The following is a 17,553-nucleotide window of genomic DNA, read 5'->3' as shown; positions in this document are numbered from 1 at the left end:
AGCATTATAATTGTCCTTTTGGAATAAAAAGGCGTTGACCCGCGCCGCCGGTTTCGGCATTGCGCGTTTTGCTACATACTTAACGTCTTAGAAGAAAAGACCGAGGAAATCATTTTGGCAGGAAGTAGCTTACTGACATTACTCGACGATATCGCCACGCTGCTGGACGATATTTCGGTAATGGGCAAATTGGCCGCGAAAAAAACCGCGGGCGTACTGGGAGACGACCTGTCGCTCAATGCGCAGCAGGTGACCGGCGTTCGCGCTAATCGCGAGCTGCCAGTGGTATGGAGCGTGGCGAAAGGATCATTAATCAACAAGGTTATTCTGGTGCCGTTGGCGCTGCTGATAAGCGCATTTATCCCGTGGGCCATCACGCCTTTATTAATGTTAGGCGGCGCGTTTCTCTGCTTTGAAGGGGTAGAAAAAGTCCTGCATACCTTTGAGGCGCGAAAACACAAAGAAGACCCGGCGGAGCGGCAAAAACGTCTTGAGGCGCTGGCTGCGCAAGATCCTTTGGCCTTTGAAAAAGATAAAGTAAAAGGGGCGGTCCGTACCGATTTCATTCTGTCCGCTGAAATTGTGGCCATTACCCTGGGGATTGTCGCGCAGGCGCCGCTGCTTAATCAGGTGTTGGTGCTGGCGGGGATTGCGTTGGTTGTGACCATTGGCGTGTATGGCCTGGTGGGTATTATTGTCAAACTGGATGATATGGGGTACTGGTTGGCGGAAAAGCGTAGCGTGCTGGCGCAGGGCGTCGGTAAAGGATTACTGATTATCGCGCCCTGGTTAATGAAAGCATTATCCATTGTCGGTACGCTGGCGATGTTTCTGGTCGGTGGCGGGATTGTCGTACACGGTATTGCGCCGCTACACCATGCCATTGAACATTTTGCGCAGCAGCAGGGGGCTTTCATAGCGCATACGATCCCTGCGGGGCTGAATCTGGTGCTCGGCTTTATTATCGGCGCCATTGTGGTGGCGCTGGTGAAAGGTGTGGCGAAAATTCGCGGTGTTTCGCACTGATTTTCTAGAATGAATTATGCAAAATTGTCCATCCTCGTCTAAGGTGAAAACGTTTCATCTGATACAGGAGGCAGGTATGGTCTTTTCTGTCAGTGAGGAAGTTACCGTGAAAGAGGGTGGGCCCCGGATGATCGTCACCGGTTATTCCAGCGGAATGGTAGAGTGTCGCTGGTATGATGGTTTTGGCGTAAAGCGGGAGGCATTCCATGAGAATGAGCTCGTGCCAGGCAAGGAAAGGCGCGGGCGGGACGAAGCCCGATGACAAAACGCCCGGTTAATGCCGGGCGTTTTGCTGTGGAGAAAAAGAGTCGTCGCGCTGCGACATGCTGCTACCTGGTTATGCCAGGATTGAGTGGTATCCCTTGATGAGGTCTGGCTACCGTAAGCCATCAGGGGGAGTTGTATCAATAACCAGGAGTTACCAGGGTGCCGCACGAAACACTGTTAGACAATCAAGGCTGGTTTAAAAAGCTGGCGCGGCGTTTTGGTCCCGGTCATGTCGTCAACACCTGTTTTCTGATCGTGATGCTGTTCTCGACGCTACTTACCTGGCGGGAAGTGATGATACTGAAAGACGCGTATGTCGCCAGTCAGCGCAATCATCTGGGGAGCGTCGCGAATGTCCTTGACCGCCAACTGCAATTCAACATGGACAGGTTGATCTTTTTACGCAACGGTATGCATGAAGCGCTGGTGGCGCCGCTGGCTTTTTCCGCATTGCAAAGCGCGGTGACGCAGTTTGAGCAACGACGCGTCAGACATTTCTGGCAACTGGAGCTGGATAAGCGGCGGACATTGCCGTTATATGGCGTTTCCGATCAATTTGTCGCCCGGACGACGCTTCTTTCGCGGGAGAGTCGTGACCTGGCAAATGAATTAACCGCCACGCTGGAGTTAGGGTATCTGGCGCGTCTGGCGCGCTCATCCGCCATGCTGACGCTGGAGACGATGTATGTTTCTCGCTCAGGGTTTTACCTCTCAACTCTCCCTACGGCGTACGGTAGCGATATTGTCTCCCGTTACTATCAGTACGTGACCCAGCCCTGGTTTATCGAGCAAAGCCAACGGCGTAACCCACAGCGCGGCGTGCGGTGGTTTACCTCCGCACAGCCCTATGTTGCTGACGAGCAGAAAAAAGTGACAGCCAGTCTACCGCTGGATCACGATAATTACTGGTATGGCGTACTGGCAATGGATATTCCCGTCGCGTCATTACAGCGGTTCCTGCGCGATGCGGCCGAAAAGGATATTGAAGGGGAATATCAGCTATACGATAACCATCTCCGTTTGTTGACGGACTCCGCGCCGGAACAACAAACCGCGAATACGTTAAATGACCGTGAGCGCGCCTTACTGGCGCGTGAAATAGAAAAAGATACCCTGGGCGGGCTGCGTTTAGGAACGCATTATGTAAGCTGGGAGCGACTGGATCATTTTGATGGCGTCCTGCTGCGCGTGCATACATTACGTGAAGGCATCCAAGGGAATTTTGGCAGTATTAGTATCGCGCTGACGCTGTTATGGGTGCTTTTTACGGCGATGCTGTTGATCTCCTGGGGCGTTATTCGACATATGGTCAAAAACATGTTTGTTCTGCAAAATTCGCTGCAATGGCAGGCATGGCACGATCCGCTGACCCGGCTATATAACCGTGGCGCGCTGTTTGAAAAAGCGTCCAGGCTGGCAAAGCGCTATCGGGAAGCCCGCCAGCCATTTTCTGTGATACAGCTGGATTTAGATTATTTTAAAAGCGTTAACGATCGCTTTGGCCATCAGGCAGGCGATCGCGTGTTGTCCCATGCCGCTGGGCTCATTGGCAGCACCATTCGAGCGCACGACATCGCCGGACGGGTAGGAGGCGAAGAGTTTTGTATCGTGCTGCCCGGCGCGACGAAAGCGCAGGCGCTGCAGATTGCCGAACGCATACGCCAGCGCATTAATGACAAAGAGATTCTGGTGACGAAAAGCACGACGCTTCGTATCAGCGCGTCAATGGGGATCAGTAGCGCGGAGGAATACGGCGACTATGATTTTGAGCAGTTGCAGTCGCTGGCCGACAAACGGCTTTATTACGCCAAACAGTCCGGACGTAACCGTATTTGCGCCAGCGACGCGACTCAGGAGCGGGAAAAGAAATAGTCCATGCCTTCGCGCCAGCCATCCGGCCCTTCGTTCTGGCTACGGTAGACGCGCTGAGGATCGTCGTTACGCAAATGTACGCCCTCCCGGTTTAGCCCTTTAACGACAACCGCATAATCCATCACATCCAGTAAGGGCGCATCATTGGGGCCGTCTCCTAGCCCCAACGTCAGAGGACGCGCGCGCCACTGCCGACGATATGCTTCTATTAGCCAGTTAGCAGCCTGATCTTTACCGGCGGAGGCGTCCAGCACATGCCAGAAACGGGCGCCATGGACAAATTGCAGTCCCAGGTCATTTAAACGGGCGACAAACTGCGCCATGCGTTCATCGCTATCGCGCCAGATCAGCGACACCGACGCTTCATGCAGACGGGTTAGGGCAGACTGTGCCCGGTTTAGGCCCGTCCATTCGCTTATCACCTGATCGTCAACGTCATCAAACGTGGTGAACTTAAACTGTTCCTTTTCACGCAATTTATGCAGGACGAGGCGGATTTCGTTGTGAGAAATACCGGCTATCAGACGGGGATAGTTGGGATGGTCTTCCCAATGAACGTCCAGTTGGATCACCGCGCCGTTTTCCGCAATCAGCGGCAGTCCCTGTAGATTTAACGTCGTCTGGAGCTGGAGCATTTCAGCCGCGGTTTTACTGCTACAGAGGATCACGGGCACGCCGCTTTCATGCAGGCGTGTAAGCCAGGGAGCCGCGGGCTGCCACTCAAAAGTGTGGCTGTTCAGCAGTGTGCCGTCCAGATCGGTAAAAATCAGCAAGGGGTCATGGATTGAGAGCATTTTTTCCTCATTTTCCGTTGCAACGGCGGGCTTATTTCCAGGAAAAGTCCTAAAGCACACCCGAAAGAAGTCGAACGCTAACTGGAACCGATCCCGTCGCTTCCAGGCAGCACATGCGTTGTCACACTTTTGCTACCAAACTATTAGCGCGCTTAATCATTCATGTAAAAAATATTTACTTGTCATGCAAAAAAAATTGCAGATAAGGTAAATCTCACATCAGATTTCCTGGTGTAACGAATTTTCAAGTGCTTCTTGCATAAGCAAGTTTGATCCCGACCCGTAGGGCCGGGATTTTTTTCGGCCATTTTTAACGGTTTACTTCTGTTACACTAAAATCATGAATATCCAGCTCGAATGCTTCAGCTAATTCATGCCATGTATGATATTCCCGCCCGTCTACGCTCACCCGCTCAGGATCTTCCTGGCTACGGTGAACCTCGCTTTCGCTGATTTCATTGATGGCCGCCAGTAGCGCATCTACATCGACGCTCACTTCTCGCTTGGCCGTATCACTGTACTCTTTTGCCGTTTTCATCTTCACTACCTCACGGGTTCCTGACAGCCTAAGTATAGACCGTTGAGAAAACCAGCAAACACGCCGGCAAGGCGCTGTCAGACGCAGAAAATTGTTCTACACTGGCACAAAGCGACAGGAGGAAAATGATGAAGGTGAATGATCGGGTAACTGTTAAAACGGACGGCGGTCCCCGCCGACCGGGCGTGGTACTGGCAGTGGAAGAATTTAGTGAAGGCACAATGTACCTGGTTTCGCTGGAGGATTACCCGCTCGGCATCTGGTTCTTCAATGAGTCAGGTCACCAGGATGGTATTTTTGTCGAGAAGGCGGAGCAGGACTAATTGAGCCGGACTGGAGGTACATTGCCAGTCCGGATGTCTCAGCGCATGTTAACAAAAATGCCGTTAGTGACGTTATCTGTCAACCGCACTACGTGATAGATCACTTGTTTATTATGCGTTTTTATCTTTCGTTTAATATTCCCCTTATGGGAGGATACTGTTTTTGCTTTAATATTCATTCTGTCAGAAATCTGAATGGTTCCCTGACCTTCCATCCACATTCGCAACATGCTGGATTCAGTTCGACTTAACGATAATGTTGGTAAATTTATGGTTCCTGAAATACCCGACTCTTTTTTCAGAATATCGCCAAGAATGGTATCCAGCGAGTCAGGTTTAATCGATTTAGAGCTAATCAATAAGTTTTTTCTTACTAATAAATATTCATCAAAATGCACATTAGCAATTGCCATAAAAACAATAAATAACGTGTCAGGATGTTGATTAATGATTTGCTTTATTTGTTGACTGTCTGAAGGCGTATGAATGAAACAGTCCTCATTAATAAACACCACCGAAGGCTGATGCGCGCCACAAGCGATAGCGAGTTCGTCAACGGTTTCGATGTCGTTGATTTCCCTTTTTTTCACCCCTCTGCTGACCAGATACCCGCTTAACCCTAGCCGGGTGTAACTGCATAAATCCATAATAATCGTTGACATGGCATACCCTCACTCAATGCGTAACGATAATTCCCCTTACCTGAATAACTCACCATAATCAGACGGAACACGAATAGTCACCTTAGACAACGCTTACGCGGTTTTTCAGGCGAACTTACTATCCCGTAAAGTTACATATAATTTGCCAGGAATCATCTTAAAGTAAAGTGAATGTTGCGTTATGTGAGTGAAGTAAAAACAAATAAGGGGCAGCGGATATATCCTGGTGAATGTTTTTTAAAATTTATTTTCGGATAAACCTTAGTAAAACAGGATAAAAATTATGGGTTATTATTTATCGGCATCTCGCTAACAATATCAGCAAGCAAATTGAAAATTTCGCTGAATAAATGTTCGCAAAATGGCGCAATTAATGGCATTAGCGCGGCCATCAGCATAATGCCGACGGTGAGGGTAAGCGGGAAACCGATAACAAATATCGAGAGCTGCGGCGCCATGCGGTTTAATAGCCCCAGCGCCAGGTTGAGCGTAAGCAGGAGGGTAATGACCGGCAATGCCAGCATCAGTCCGTTTAAGAAAATGAGCCCTCCGGCCCTGGCGAGCGCCATAAATGCATTACTGTTCACCGGGTTACTACCGATGGGCAGAGTGTGGAAGGTATCGACCAACAGCGAAATAAGCCATAAATGGCCATTAAAGGTGAGAAATAGTAGCATGGCGAGCATATCCATAATACGCGCCAGAACCGGCATATTCAGGTGGCTGCCCGGGTCGACGAAGGTGGCAAAGGAAAGCCCCATTTGCAGACCGATAAACTCACCTGCGGTACGCACCGCCGCAAAGGCGAATTGCATGGTAAATCCCAGCGCAATACCGATCAGAATTTGTTGCATCGCCAGCCATAAGGCGGCAATAGAAAAAAGCGGCGTATCGTTTGCCGGTAGCGACGGCGCGATAACGAGGGTAATCATTATTCCCAACCCCAGCTTTACCCGCTTGGGAATAGCGCGCTCGCTGAGAATGGGCGCCGTTGAAATCAGCGCCAGTACGCGCAGCAAAGGCCAGAAATAGAGATGCAGCCAGTATAGCCATTGCTCGCTTGTAACCTGTATCATCGTTCTGTTTATCCGATGATATAAGGTAAATTGCTGAACAGAGTGCGTACGTAGTCCAGCAGCAGGTTGAGCATCCACGGGCCGGCAACGATAATTGCGATGAATACCGCGACGATTTTAGGGATAAACGACAGCGTCATTTCATTAATCTGAGTCGCGGCCTGCAAGATGCTGATAATGAGGCCGGTAATCAGCGCGACGAGTAACAGCGGCGCAGCCAGGGCGAGAGCGACTTTCATCGCCTCGGTGCCCATCATCATGACGGATTCAGGAGTCATTTTGCGCCTCTAACTGTAAAAGCTTTGGGCCAGCGACCCCACAAGCAATTGCCAACCATCGACCAGCACAAACAGCATCAGCTTAAACGGCAGGGCGATTGTCGCTGGCGGCACCATCATCATCCCTAACGCCATCAGTACGCTGGCGATCACCAGGTCGATAATCAAAAAAGGGATGAAAATCGTAAAACCGATCTGAAACGCCGTCTTTAATTCGCTGGTGACATAAGCGGGCAGGAGGATACGCATCGGTACTGCTTCCGGTCCCTGTAACGGACCGCTATTGGCCAGACGGGCAAACAGCGCCAGATCGGCTTCGCGGGTTTGGCGCAGCATGAACGCGCGTAACGGTTGCGCGCCTTTATCCAGCGCTTCCTGCATAGAAATTTTCTGCTCGCTAAACGGCTGGTAAGCATCCACGTAAATCTTGTCAATGACGGGCGACATAATAAAAAAGGTCAAAAACAACGCCAGTCCGAGTAACACCTGATTTGGCGGTGCCGAGGGCGTGCCCAGCGCGTTACGCAACAGGCCAAAAACAATGATGATACGCGTGAAGCTCGTCATCATCAGTAAAATCGCCGGCAGAAACGTCAGCGAGGTGATGAAAACCAGCGTCTGGACGGATAATGACCAGCTTTGGCCTCCGCCCGCTAATGGTTGGCTGATAAGCCCCGGCAGTTGCGCAGCGGCGGCGGGACTAAAAAGCCACAGACCCGCCAGAGAAAGGAATAACAAACGGCGCATCAGGATCTCCCGGAACGCTTGAGTAAGCTCTTCATCATGTTCTGGAAATCCGCCGGTGGGGCAACGGGTGCTTCCGTGTCATTCTCCGCGGGCGGCAGGGTGTGCAGCAGGTTGATCTGCGAGGCGGTCACGCCCAGTACCAGGCGCGCATTTTCGACCTCGACAATCACCACGCGTTCGCGTGGGCCAAGCGAGGCGCTGGCTGACACCTTGAGTCCCCGGACGCTATTTCCTTTTGGTGCGAATCCCATACGCTTAATCACCCAGGCCGCCGCCAGAATGAGCGCAATAATGCCAATTAATGCGCCGCTCACCTGCATGAGCGGCGATCCGGCTGGCGCGGTGGGCTGAGAAACCGTGGCCTCTGTCTTCATCATTAACGACTCAAACGACGCATACGCTCGGATGGCGTAATAATATCGGTGATACGTACGCCGTATTTATCCGCCACAACGACCACTTCACCCTGGGCAATCAGGTAGCCATTAATCAGGATATCCAGCGGCTCGCCCGCCAGCCCGTCCAGCGCGACGACCGACCCCTGCGTCAGACGCAGCAGTTCTTTAATGGTCATTCGCGTGCGGCCCAGCTCTACGGTCAGTTTAACCGGGATATCCATAATCAGATCGATATCCTGCATAGCACCGCTGACATCGCCGCCGCCAAGCTGTTGGAAAACCGCGTCGGCGGCGCTTTTATTGGTGGTCGCTTTTTGCTCGTTTAACGCGTCAGCCCACAGATCATCCAATGCGCCAGTATTCTCATCGGACGGATTATTCATGTCACTCATTTGGGCTGTTCCTCATTCAGCGAATTCAAAATTGGGTTGATCAAATGTTCTACGCGTAGCGCATACTGTCCGTTTACGGTGCCATATTGGCTGGTGAGTACCGGAACGCCGTCCACATGAGCAATAATGCGGTCGGGTTTTTCAATCGGCAGTACATCGCCGGGTTTCAGCTTCAAAATCTGGGAAAGACGTAACGGAATATCGGCAAAATTGGCCACCAGCTCCAGTTCAGAGTGCTGAACCTGACGAACCAGGTTATCACGCCAGTTCTGATCTTCATGGCGCGAGTTTTCCAGCGGCGGATTCACCAGCAGCTCACGCAGCGGCTCGATCATGCTAAATGGCAGACAGATGTTAAATTCACCGGTCAGATTGCCGATCTCCACATGAAACGGCGTATTGACGACGATATCGTTCGGCGAGGTGGTGATATTGGTAAATTTCACCTGCATTTCGGAACGCACATACTCCACTTCCAGCGGATTAATGGCTTTCCATGCGTCGCTATAGCCTTCCAGCGCCAGTTTCAGCATACGGTTGATGACACGCTGTTCCGTATGGGTAAACTCGCGGCCCTCGACTTTGGTCGGAAAACGACCGTCGCCGCCGAACAGGTTATCGACGGCAATAAACACCAGACTCGGCGAGAACACCACCAGCCCGGTGCCGCGTAGCGGCTTCAGGTGGATCAGGTTCAGGTTGGTCGGTACCGGCAGGTTACGCGCAAATTCGTGATACGGCTGAATACGTATGGCGCCCACGGTAATATCCGGGCTGCGGCGCAGCAGGTTAAATAATCCCATCCGGAACTGGCGTGCGAAACGCTCGTTAATAATCTCCAGCGCCTGCAAGCGTTCGCGCACGACGCGACGCTGGGTATTGGGATCGTAAGGGCGAATATCGCTATCGCTTGCGATACCGGGAGTGGGTTCGTCTTTGGTGTCGCTGTCGCCGTTCAACAGCGCGTCGATTTCAGCCTGAGAAAGAATACTATCGCCCATATCGTTACCGCAGAATAAAAGCTGTATAAAGCACGTCAGTGACGACCTGTTTTGGTTGTCCGGCAACGAGCGGCGCGGCCAGAGTCTCTTTAATGGCGGCAATCAGTTTTTGTTTGCCAGCTTCTGTTGAGAGCTCGGCGGCATTCTGACGGGAAAATAACAACAGCAGACGGCTGCGCACTTCCGGCAGATATTCATTTAATCGCGCGCGCGTCGCTTCGTCTTTCAGACGCAGGGTCACGCCGATATACAACACGCGATCCGCATCGCCCAGATTGACGGTAAACGTATCCAGCGCAAAAAATACCGGCGCGGGCGGCGGAGCCGGTTCCGCTTTAGCGTTCGTGGTCGGTTGCTGCTGCATACGCCAGTAGCTATAACCGGCGGTCGCGCAGGCGGCGAGGGTAATCAACACCAGCAAAGGTATCCAAATCGAGCGTTTGCTCTTTTTGTTAATCGCGGAGTCAGTCATCTGATACGGGCTTCCTGTTTCGGTACTGCTTATTGGCTGATTATCCCGTGTCCTGTCCACGACAAAGCGTGGAAAAGACGCGGATAATCATGCTACCTCTGGCGTTAGGCGAAGATATCCACTGCGCCATTGCCGCGCGCGGCGGCCTGAAGCGAGGCCGGCGCCGCTAACGCTATGTCATCTTCAGCGCCAAACGCGTCCGGGTGTTGGGCGCGGGCAGACTGTTGTTGCGATGAAGACTGCTGCTGTCCGGTAAAGCTTTCGCTACTGATACTGCTTTGTCCCAACTGAATGCCGCTTTCCGCCAACTGGGTGCGCAACATGGGTAGAGCGGCTTCCAGCGCGGCGCGGACATGGCTGTGCGGCGATACCATCTGGAGCTGCGCCTGATTGTCATCCAGCTTGAGCGAAATATGCACCTGACCTAACTCTTCCGGATGCAATCGAAGCTGCGCGCTTTGCTGTCCCTGACGCGTAAATAACATGACCTGCTGACTGAACGTTTGCTGCCATTCATGGCTGCCTAACGGCGCGCTGAGTACCGGGGCTGAGGCGACAGGTAGCGGTTGCGGTTGCGCCGTGGCGCTGCTGAGCGTCGGCATTGCCGCGCCATGCGTTACTGGCGCTGGCGGGCTATCCACCTCCACTTTCGCGCTGGTCGCGGCGGCAGCGACCACCAGCGGCGTCAGTGCTGGACCCGTGGCGCGATCGTCGCTGGCGCGCGCAAGCGACGCCTCGGTTTTCCCTTTTTCATGCTCGCTAAAAGAGAGCGTATGTGTCTCTTCCTGCGGCGCCGATGGCATGTCGCCGCGCAACAGTGACGGCAAGGCGATGTGATTTTCAGCCGGCGTCTCTCCGGCGACAGGCGTCGCGACAGGTTGTCCGGGCAGCATGGCGAATAAGGCGCTCAGACTGGCAAGATCCTCATCGCTCAGCGCGGGCGTTTTCTCATCATGCTGCGCCGTCTTACTCAGTGCGGCCAGAGCGCTGGTTTTCAACGATGGCGTTAGCGTAGACAGTAGATGCTGCGCTTGTGTCAGATCGGTAAGCGTTTCATCCGTCGCATTCGCTTTTTGCGCCAGCAGGTCGGCAAGCTTCACCGCCTGGCCCGGCTCGCCATGTTGGGTCAGTAACCCTTTCGATAATTTGCCGCCTGCCGCCTGTAAATCGGCCAGCGTGATGCGGGCGTCTTTGCCCTGTGCGCCGTCTGCGCCTAACGCGCCCGCCAGGAGCGCCAGAAAGTCCTCGGCTGAACCGGTGGTTTTTCCTGACGTCAGACCCGCGGTCATGTCGGTATCGGTGGTGATCAGTTGGGGCAGGGTGATCATTCGGGTTTCCTCATTGCTGCACGCTGAGCAAATTCATCCATCTTTTTCTGATCCATGCGGTTTTCAGCTAACAGCGCTGCCGCGGTTTGTCGGTCCTGTAAGGTTTGCCAGGCCTGAAGTCGCTGCTTTTTCTCACGCCAGCTCTTCAGCGCCAGGTCGACTTTTTGCGTCCACTGCGTAAGCTGGAGGCGATGCTGCTCTATCGCCTTTTCCAGTGTCTGAATAAACTGCTGATAGTTGATCCAGCGATTACTGGCGATGCCGTTGCCCATATCGGTGTTCAAATTACTGCGATACTCATTCTGATAATCGATCAGCATTTTGAGCTGTTCTTCCGCCTGTTGGCAGCCGCGACGCATTTCGCCCAGTAAACGCGCCGCGTCATCTACCTCTTTTTCGGCCAGATCTTTGAGTGTTTCCAGAGCGCCATGTTGTGCCATGATCGTCGCCCTCCTGCTTTATCACACCGTCGGGAAAATTAAATCGAGCGCCTGCAGAGAGTCCTCCCAGTCGGCCCGTTCAAAAATGCCTTGCTGTAAAAACGCTTCCAGTTGCGGCCATAAGGTAATGGCTTTATCGAGCATCGGATCGCTACCTTTGGCATAGGCGCCGACGCTGACCAGATCGCGGTTACGCTGGAAACTGGAAAGCAACTGTTTAAATAGCCGTACCCGCGCATAGTGCTGCTCGGTAATGAGCGCGGTCATCGCCCGGCTGATTGACGCCTCGATATCAATGGCCGGATAGTGCCCGGCCTCCGCCAGACGGCGGGACAAGACAATGTGCCCGTCGAGGATTGCGCGTGCCGAGTCGGCAATGGGATCTTGTTGGTCGTCCCCCTCGGTCAACACGGTATAAAACGCGGTGATAGAGCCGCCGCCATGGATGCCATTACCGGCACGCTCGACCAGCGCCGGCAGCTTTGCGAACACCGAGGGCGGATAACCTTTGGTGGCTGGCGGTTCGCCGATTGCCAGCGCAATTTCACGCTGCGCCATCGCATAGCGCGTCAGCGAATCCATAATCAGCAACACATGCTGTCCGCGATCGCGAAAGTCTTCGGCGATGCGGGTGGCATAGGCGGCGCCCTGCATTCGCAGCAGCGGCGAAACATCCGCCGGGGCGGCAATCACCACCGAACGCGCGCGACCGTCGGGGCCGAGAATATTTTCGATAAAATCTTTAACTTCGCGGCCACGTTCGCCGATAAGTCCCACGACAATCACGTCCGCCCGTGTGTAGCGCGCCATCATGCCAAGCAGAACCGATTTACCGACGCCGGAACCGGCAAAGAGTCCCATACGCTGACCGCGCCCTACGGTTAACAACGCGTTGATAGCGCGTACGCCGGTATCCAACACATGTTCGATTGGCGTTCGCTGTAGCGGGTTAAACGGCGGCGTGATTAACGCGCCGGTTTCCAGCGTATCCGGCGCAGGCAGTCCGTCGAGCGGTTTACCGCCGCCATCCAGCACCCGACCAAGCAGGGCCGGGCCGAGCGGTAACTGTTTGCCGCTTTGCAGACCGTCGCCATGCCCGTTACGGGCGTAAACGCGGGCACCGGGCAGAATGCCTTCAACCTCTTCCAGCGGCATTAAAAACAGACGCTGGCCGTTAAAACCGACGACTTCCGATTCCACCTCTTTGGTTTCAGGGCCGTCCTGGCGCTCAATAATGCAGGTGGCGCCCAGCGGAAGCTGGAGACCGGTGGCCTCCAGTACCAGGCCAGTGGCGCGGGTTAAACGTCCATAACGACGCACCGCCGGCAATAACGCCATTTTTGCTTCAAAGTTGTCGAGCGCGGTAAGCCAGCGGGTCAAACGCGTGGTCATCAGAGCACTCCCGGCGCCGCCAGGCGACACAACTCTTGCCAGCGAGTAGCGACGCTGGCGTCCAGATCGCCCTCATCGGCAGAGACTTTACACCCGCCGTGATGCAACGTTGGATCGCCGCGTAACCGCCATCCGTGAAGACTGAGCGTGGCGCCCAGCATCTCTTCCACCCGCTGTAAGTCGTCCGGATGCACGCGCAACTGCGGCTTGCCGCTAAAGAGCGGCTCTTGCTGCAACAGTTGTTGGATCTGTTTAATCAGCGCTGAGTTGTCCACCGCCGGCGTTTGGCCGATGACCTGACGCGCAGCCTCCAGGGCCATTTGCATCAGCCGTGAGGCGATAACGCTATCGAGCGCGTCAAGTGTGTTCTGAAACTCGCTCACTAACTGCTGCATACGGGCATGAATCGGCGCCTGCTGCGTCTGCGCCTGGGCTTGTCCTTGCTCCAGCCCCTGCGCTAACCCTTCCTGGTATCCCTGCGCGTGTCCTTTTTGCCGTCCCTCCGCCAGCCCGGCGTTATAACCTTGTTCATGGGCCTGTATTTTTAGCTGCGCCAGCTCCTGCTCCAGCTGCTGTTCGGTAGTGAGTTCGGGCTCCGGCGTATCGTCTGTCAAGGTCACGTTATCAGCCTCAACCGGCACAAACGTCTCCGGCGGCGGGGCGAGATCGTCGGGGGTCCAGACTTGCCACGGCAATTCATTAGACATAGGTATCCTCGCCGCTGCCAATCACCATTTCGCCGGTTTCCGCCAGACGACGCACAATAAGCAGAATCGCTTTCTGCTCGTTTTCCACCTGAGACAGACGAACCGGGCCACGGTTGGCAAGGTCGTCGCGCAGGATATCGGCGGCGCGCTGGGACATATTGCGCAGGAACTTCTCGCGTAATGGCGGTTCGGCGCCTTTCAGAGCGATCAGCAGCGATTCGGAATCCACTTCCTGCAACAGACGCTGGATACTGCGATCGTCCACATCCACCAGATTTTCGAACAGGAACATCTCGTCGATGATTTTCTGCGCCAGTTCGCCGTCGAATTCGCGCACAGCGGTAATAACCGCTTCTTCCTGCTGCGTTTTCATCAGGTTGATAATTTCCGCCGCGGTTCTTACGCCGCCCATTTTACTGCGTTTCAGGTTCTGACCGTCGAGCAGGCCATTCAGCACTTCGGTCAATTCCGCCAGCGCCGCCGGCTGTACGCCGCCAAATGTCGCGATACGCAGCATCACATCATGACGCAGTCGTTCGTCAAACAGCGCCAGAATATCGGCGGCCTGACTGCGTTTAAGGTGGACCAGAATGGTGGCGATAATCTGCGGGTGTTCGTCGCGAATCAGGTCGGCGGCGCTCTGCGGTTCCATAAAGTTGAGCGTTTCGATACCGCTGGTGGTATCGCGCGTTTCCAGAATATCTTCCAGCAGGCTGGAGGCGCGTTCTTCGCCCAGCGCTTTAACCAGTACGGAGCGCAGGTATTCGTTGGCGTTGATATTCAGCGCGGCGAACTGCTCCGCTTCTTGCTCAAACTCTGATAGTACGTCCGTCAGTTGTTTGTTGGAGATCTGACGCACGTTAGCCATCGCCGTACTTAACGCCTGTACTTCGCGGGTTGAGAGGTGTTTAAACACCTCTGCCGCCCGGTCTTCGCCAATGGTCATCAACAAAATGACGCTTTTATCGGTACCGCTAAGATTACTCATGATCGTTACTCATCCACTGGCGAATGACCAGCGCCACCACGCGCGGATCGTTGTCTGACATTTCGCGAATACGCTGGCTCATCACCTCAGCGCCCAGACGCTGGTTAGCCCGGCGTTGCTGGAGCTGCTCGTCTTTGCTAAGGCGTACTTCCACGGCTTCTTCGGTTTCCTGGCGAACCTGCGCCTGTTCCTGCGCCGCTTTCGCTTCTTCAACGCGGCGCGTCAACTGCGGACGTACCGCTTTGCGCCACAGAATCCAGGCCACCACCAGCACCAGTAACCAGCGACCTGCCGCGAGCAACTGATCGATAAAGGACTGCTGTTGCCAGAAGGGCAGTTCGCCGCCGGTGTCATCCACTGCGCTAAACGGTGAATTCACCACGTTTAGCGTATCGCCGCGTTTATCAGAAAAACCCATCGCCTCACGGGTTAGATCCTCGATCTGTTTCATCTGATCGGCGGTCAATGGCAGCGGTTTGCCATCCGCCAGCGTTTTGTAATTCACCACGACGGCCACGGAGAGACGCTCAATATCGCCCACGTTCATTTTGGTGTGACGAATGGTGCGGTCCACTTCGTAGTTACTGGTTTCATTACGCTGTGTACTGCGCGGGCCAGCACTGTTACTGTTGGTACTGGTGCTGGTTTGTGGCGTATTCTGCGCGTTTTGTTGATTGGTCGGCGGCGTAGCGATCGGCGCCTCGTTAGGCGGCGCTGGTTGGTTCGACAGCGCGCCAGGCACGCCGCCGGGATAGCCCGCGCCTACCTGTTCGCTAATATTCAACTGACGTGAACGCAGGGTGGCCTTCGACGCATCGCCGTTCGGGCTGTAGTGCTCTTCCGTCTGCTCTTTATTGGCAAAATCCAACTGGGCGGTTACCTGAGCGTGAACATTACCGTTCCCGACGATAGGCGACAGAATGGCTTCGATACGGCGTTGGATGCGGCTTTCCACATCATTAGCAAATTTTAATTGCGCGTCATTAAGGTCGCGACCGCTGGTATTGGATTGCGTGAGCAGATGACCGGATTGATCGACCAGAGTGACGTTTCCTGGCGGCAAACCGGCGACAGCGCTGGAAACCAGATGTACCACGGCGCTAATTTGTCCTTCATCCAGCGCCCGTCCCGGTTCCAGTGTGACGGTGACGGAGGCGGAAGGGGATTTTTGTTCCCGCACAAATAGCGACGGCTTTGGCATCGCCAGGTGAACGCGGGCGCTTTTTACCGGACCCAGCGTCTCGATCGTCCGGGCCAGTTCACCTTCCAGCGCGCGCTGATAATTCACCTGCTCGCTGAACTGGCTGATACCGAATTTTTCCTGATCAAGCAGTTCAAAGCCTACCGCGCCGCCTTTAGGCAGCCCCTGCTGCGCCAGACGCAGACGCAGTTCATGCACTTTGTCGGCGGGCACTTCAATCGCGCCGCTGCCATTGGCAAAGCGATAGGGGATATTCATCTGGGTCAACTGCGCGACGATCGCGCCGCCGTCCTGATCGGAAAGGTTGCTAAATAGCGTGCGGTAATCGGGCGTTTTGGCCCACAGCACCATCGCAACGACGATCGCCACGGCGGCGGAACCCGCCACAATTAACGGAATTCGGGGATTCGCGCGTAGGCGATTAAGCCACTCGAGAGGTTTAGGTTGGGTTGCAGTCGATGCAGTCGCACTCATCTCGCACCTCGTGACTGATCGTGGACGGCGTTTTTTGCAAAGTGGAACAAGACTCACTCCCGGGTCAGCAAACTCGAAAAATTGACGGTCTCATTATTTGTGGTTTCGAATTTTTCTATGCGCTAAAAACCGAGGTTTTTTATCGTTATTTAACGCCTTTATCTTATTGACAAACTGGTAATCTCTGCTGCGTAAAAAATCATCCAGGGGAATAGCATGGCAGCAATACAGGGGATTGAAGGGGTTATTAGCCAGTTACAGGCGACGGCGATGGCCGCGCGCGGGCAAGACACGCACTCGCAGTCGACGGTGAGTTTTGCCGGCCAGCTACATGCTGCGCTGGATCGTATTAGCGACAGACAGACGGCGGCGCGCGTTCAGGCGGAAAAATTCACTCTGGGTGAGCCGGGCATTGCGCTTAATGACGTGATGGCTGATATGCAAAAAGCGTCCGTTTCCATGCAAATGGGGATTCAGGTGCGCAATAAGCTGGTCGCCGCGTACCAGGAAGTCATGTCCATGCAGGTTTAAGCCAGGGTTGACAACACATCCGCAGCGAACTCCCGGGCGCTTACCTAAGTCAGCGGCGGGGGACGCGACGCCCATGCAACCAGTGCGTGATTATGTGGGCTTGTTTTTTGCGAGGCGCGCTCATTTTATTGATAAGCGGGTTGCACATTGTTGCAGGGACTTATTAAAAATAGGGTACGCCTGTTTACTGACGCCATTCATTCCTACTATTCGTTCTGACGCGATTGTCATTGAGTTTGCAATCCAGAATGTTCCTGCAATATATGCGCCGTTGCGATAATACACGGTAAATTCTTTATTAATGCCTGGAATATCTGTTTCATGGAGATCCAGTATATACCCATACGGGGACAGATTATCAGCGAGACAGCGGGCAATGGCGCTCGGATGTGCATTGACCACTGTGACGGGTGAGTAACGGGCAGCGGCAAGACAGACGACTCCAATAATGGAGATGAAAATAATTTTTATCATTTTTTTGGCTTCTGCTGTGCATAAATAAATGATCACCTGATAATGTCAGTGAGTAAAAATATAAATACCTGATAGTCTTTTATGACGTAGAGGGAAAATAATAATTATTTTATGTTTTGCTTAAAATAACCCTGGATTTTTCATCGGCTCAGACAAAATTAAAACGGTATAC

General features: G+C 53.8%; 22 protein-coding genes. 5 read left to right on the top strand and 17 right to left on the bottom strand.

The window, feature by feature from the left end:
- Nucleotides 1–108: 108 nt before the first annotated feature.
- The 3 genes from ACLJTG_RS04460 to dgcQ all read left to right on the top strand — a co-directional run bounded on the left by ACLJTG_RS04460 (nt 109) and on the right by dgcQ (nt 3,165).
- Nucleotides 109–1,026, top strand: a complete 918-nt coding sequence (locus ACLJTG_RS04460) for a DUF808 domain-containing protein (protein WP_085983347.1) — start codon at nt 109–111, stop codon at nt 1,024–1,026.
- Between the two features lie 76 nt (nt 1,027–1,102).
- A complete protein-coding gene (locus ACLJTG_RS04455; protein ID WP_001521741.1) occupies nt 1,103–1,288 on the top strand; it encodes a YodC family protein in 186 nt (61 codons plus the stop codon).
- Nucleotides 1,289–1,452: 164 nt separating this feature from the next.
- The gene (gene dgcQ / locus ACLJTG_RS04450) at nt 1,453–3,165 is read left to right on the top strand and encodes a cellulose biosynthesis regulator diguanylate cyclase DgcQ (RefSeq protein WP_001119828.1); all 1,713 of its coding nucleotides are present in this window, start codon (nt 1,453–1,455) and stop codon (nt 3,163–3,165) included.
- Here dgcQ and ACLJTG_RS04445 read toward each other — a convergent pair.
- Nucleotides 3,144–3,959, bottom strand: a complete 816-nt coding sequence (locus ACLJTG_RS04445) for a mannosyl-3-phosphoglycerate phosphatase-related protein (RefSeq protein WP_000948794.1) — start codon at nt 3,957–3,959, stop codon at nt 3,144–3,146. The genes dgcQ and ACLJTG_RS04445 overlap by 22 nt on opposite strands.
- 310 nt (nt 3,960–4,269) lie before the next feature.
- Complete coding sequence (gene yodD / locus ACLJTG_RS04440; RefSeq protein WP_000844798.1) at nt 4,270–4,497, bottom strand: YodD family peroxide/acid resistance protein; 228 nt, start codon at nt 4,495–4,497, stop codon at nt 4,270–4,272.
- Nucleotides 4,498–4,625: 128 nt separating this feature from the next.
- Between yodD and dsrB the strand changes: the two genes are divergently transcribed.
- Entirely contained in the window at nt 4,626–4,820 is a 195-nt protein-coding gene (gene dsrB, locus ACLJTG_RS04435; protein ID WP_000867218.1) for a protein DsrB, read from the top strand.
- Nucleotides 4,821–4,858: 38 nt separating this feature from the next.
- Here dsrB and rcsA read toward each other — a convergent pair whose 3' ends face one another.
- The 14 genes from rcsA to fliF form a co-directional block, all read right to left on the bottom strand.
- The gene (rcsA, locus tag ACLJTG_RS04430) at nt 4,859–5,482 is read right to left on the bottom strand and encodes a transcriptional regulator RcsA (protein ID WP_000103971.1); all 624 of its coding nucleotides are present in this window, start codon (nt 5,480–5,482) and stop codon (nt 4,859–4,861) included.
- Between the two features lie 281 nt (nt 5,483–5,763).
- The gene (gene fliR, locus ACLJTG_RS04425; protein ID WP_000616953.1) at nt 5,764–6,558 is read right to left on the bottom strand and encodes a flagellar biosynthetic protein FliR; all 795 of its coding nucleotides are present in this window, start codon (nt 6,556–6,558) and stop codon (nt 5,764–5,766) included.
- Between the two features lie 8 nt (nt 6,559–6,566).
- Nucleotides 6,567–6,836, bottom strand: a complete 270-nt coding sequence (fliQ, locus tag ACLJTG_RS04420; protein ID WP_000187355.1) for a flagellar biosynthesis protein FliQ — start codon at nt 6,834–6,836, stop codon at nt 6,567–6,569.
- A gap of 9 nt (nt 6,837–6,845) precedes the next feature.
- Nucleotides 6,846–7,583: a flagellar type III secretion system pore protein FliP gene (gene fliP, locus ACLJTG_RS04415; protein ID WP_001253411.1), complete on the bottom strand. Its 738-nt coding sequence runs from the start codon at nt 7,581–7,583 to the stop codon at nt 6,846–6,848.
- Nucleotides 7,583–7,960, bottom strand: coding sequence for a flagellar biosynthetic protein FliO (gene fliO, locus ACLJTG_RS04410; RefSeq protein WP_000978276.1), 378 nt, complete (start codon nt 7,958–7,960; stop codon nt 7,583–7,585). The genes fliP and fliO overlap by 1 nt, the downstream gene beginning before the upstream one ends.
- On the bottom strand, nt 7,960–8,373 hold the full coding sequence (gene fliN / locus ACLJTG_RS04405; protein ID WP_001282111.1) for a flagellar motor switch protein FliN: 414 nt from the start codon (nt 8,371–8,373) through the stop codon (nt 7,960–7,962). Before fliN ends, fliO begins: the two co-directional genes overlap by 1 nt.
- Nucleotides 8,370–9,374, bottom strand: a complete 1,005-nt coding sequence (fliM, locus tag ACLJTG_RS04400; RefSeq protein WP_000502811.1) for a flagellar motor switch protein FliM — start codon at nt 9,372–9,374, stop codon at nt 8,370–8,372. Before fliM ends, fliN begins: the two co-directional genes overlap by 4 nt.
- Nucleotides 9,375–9,378: 4 nt before the next feature.
- Nucleotides 9,379–9,846: a flagellar basal body-associated protein FliL gene (gene fliL / locus ACLJTG_RS04395; RefSeq protein WP_000132169.1), complete on the bottom strand. Its 468-nt coding sequence runs from the start codon at nt 9,844–9,846 to the stop codon at nt 9,379–9,381.
- A 104-nt stretch (nt 9,847–9,950) separates the two neighbouring features.
- Complete coding sequence (gene fliK / locus ACLJTG_RS04390; protein WP_079951283.1) at nt 9,951–11,174, bottom strand: flagellar hook length control protein FliK; 1,224 nt, start codon at nt 11,172–11,174, stop codon at nt 9,951–9,953.
- Nucleotides 11,171–11,614 carry a flagellar export protein FliJ gene (fliJ, locus tag ACLJTG_RS04385; protein ID WP_000046981.1) on the bottom strand — a complete coding sequence of 148 codons (444 nt, stop codon included), beginning with the start codon at nt 11,612–11,614 and terminating at the stop codon, nt 11,171–11,173. The genes fliK and fliJ overlap by 4 nt, the downstream gene beginning before the upstream one ends.
- A gap of 21 nt (nt 11,615–11,635) precedes the next feature.
- Nucleotides 11,636–13,006 (bottom strand): flagellar protein export ATPase FliI, encoded by a 1,371-nt coding sequence (gene fliI / locus ACLJTG_RS04380; protein WP_000213257.1) that lies wholly within the window; start codon nt 13,004–13,006, stop codon nt 11,636–11,638.
- On the bottom strand, nt 13,006–13,713 hold the full coding sequence (fliH, locus tag ACLJTG_RS04375) for a flagellar assembly protein FliH (protein WP_000064161.1): 708 nt from the start codon (nt 13,711–13,713) through the stop codon (nt 13,006–13,008). Before fliH ends, fliI begins: the two co-directional genes overlap by 1 nt.
- On the bottom strand, nt 13,706–14,701 hold the full coding sequence (gene fliG, locus ACLJTG_RS04370; RefSeq protein WP_000067735.1) for a flagellar motor switch protein FliG: 996 nt from the start codon (nt 14,699–14,701) through the stop codon (nt 13,706–13,708). Before fliG ends, fliH begins: the two co-directional genes overlap by 8 nt.
- Complete coding sequence (gene fliF / locus ACLJTG_RS04365; RefSeq protein WP_001276833.1) at nt 14,694–16,376, bottom strand: flagellar basal-body MS-ring/collar protein FliF; 1,683 nt, start codon at nt 16,374–16,376, stop codon at nt 14,694–14,696. Before fliF ends, fliG begins: the two co-directional genes overlap by 8 nt.
- Before the next feature lie 216 nt (nt 16,377–16,592).
- Here fliF and fliE point away from each other — a divergent pair, with 216 nt between their 5' ends.
- Nucleotides 16,593–16,907, top strand: a complete 315-nt coding sequence (fliE, locus tag ACLJTG_RS04360; protein ID WP_000719037.1) for a flagellar hook-basal body complex protein FliE — start codon at nt 16,593–16,595, stop codon at nt 16,905–16,907.
- A 120-nt stretch (nt 16,908–17,027) separates the two neighbouring features.
- Here the strand turns inward: fliE and ACLJTG_RS04355 are convergent, their stop codons facing one another.
- The gene (locus ACLJTG_RS04355) at nt 17,028–17,414 is read right to left on the bottom strand and encodes a hypothetical protein (protein WP_000639596.1); all 387 of its coding nucleotides are present in this window, start codon (nt 17,412–17,414) and stop codon (nt 17,028–17,030) included.
- Nucleotides 17,415–17,553 lie beyond the last annotated feature (139 nt).

The sequence above is a fragment of the Salmonella sp. SAL00672 genome, assembly GCF_046552175.1.
Taxonomy (GTDB): Bacteria; Pseudomonadota; Gammaproteobacteria; order Enterobacterales; family Enterobacteriaceae; genus Salmonella; species Salmonella enterica.
The sequence above is the reverse complement of the archived record's forward strand: the minus strand, read 5'-3'. Positions and strand labels throughout refer to the sequence as shown.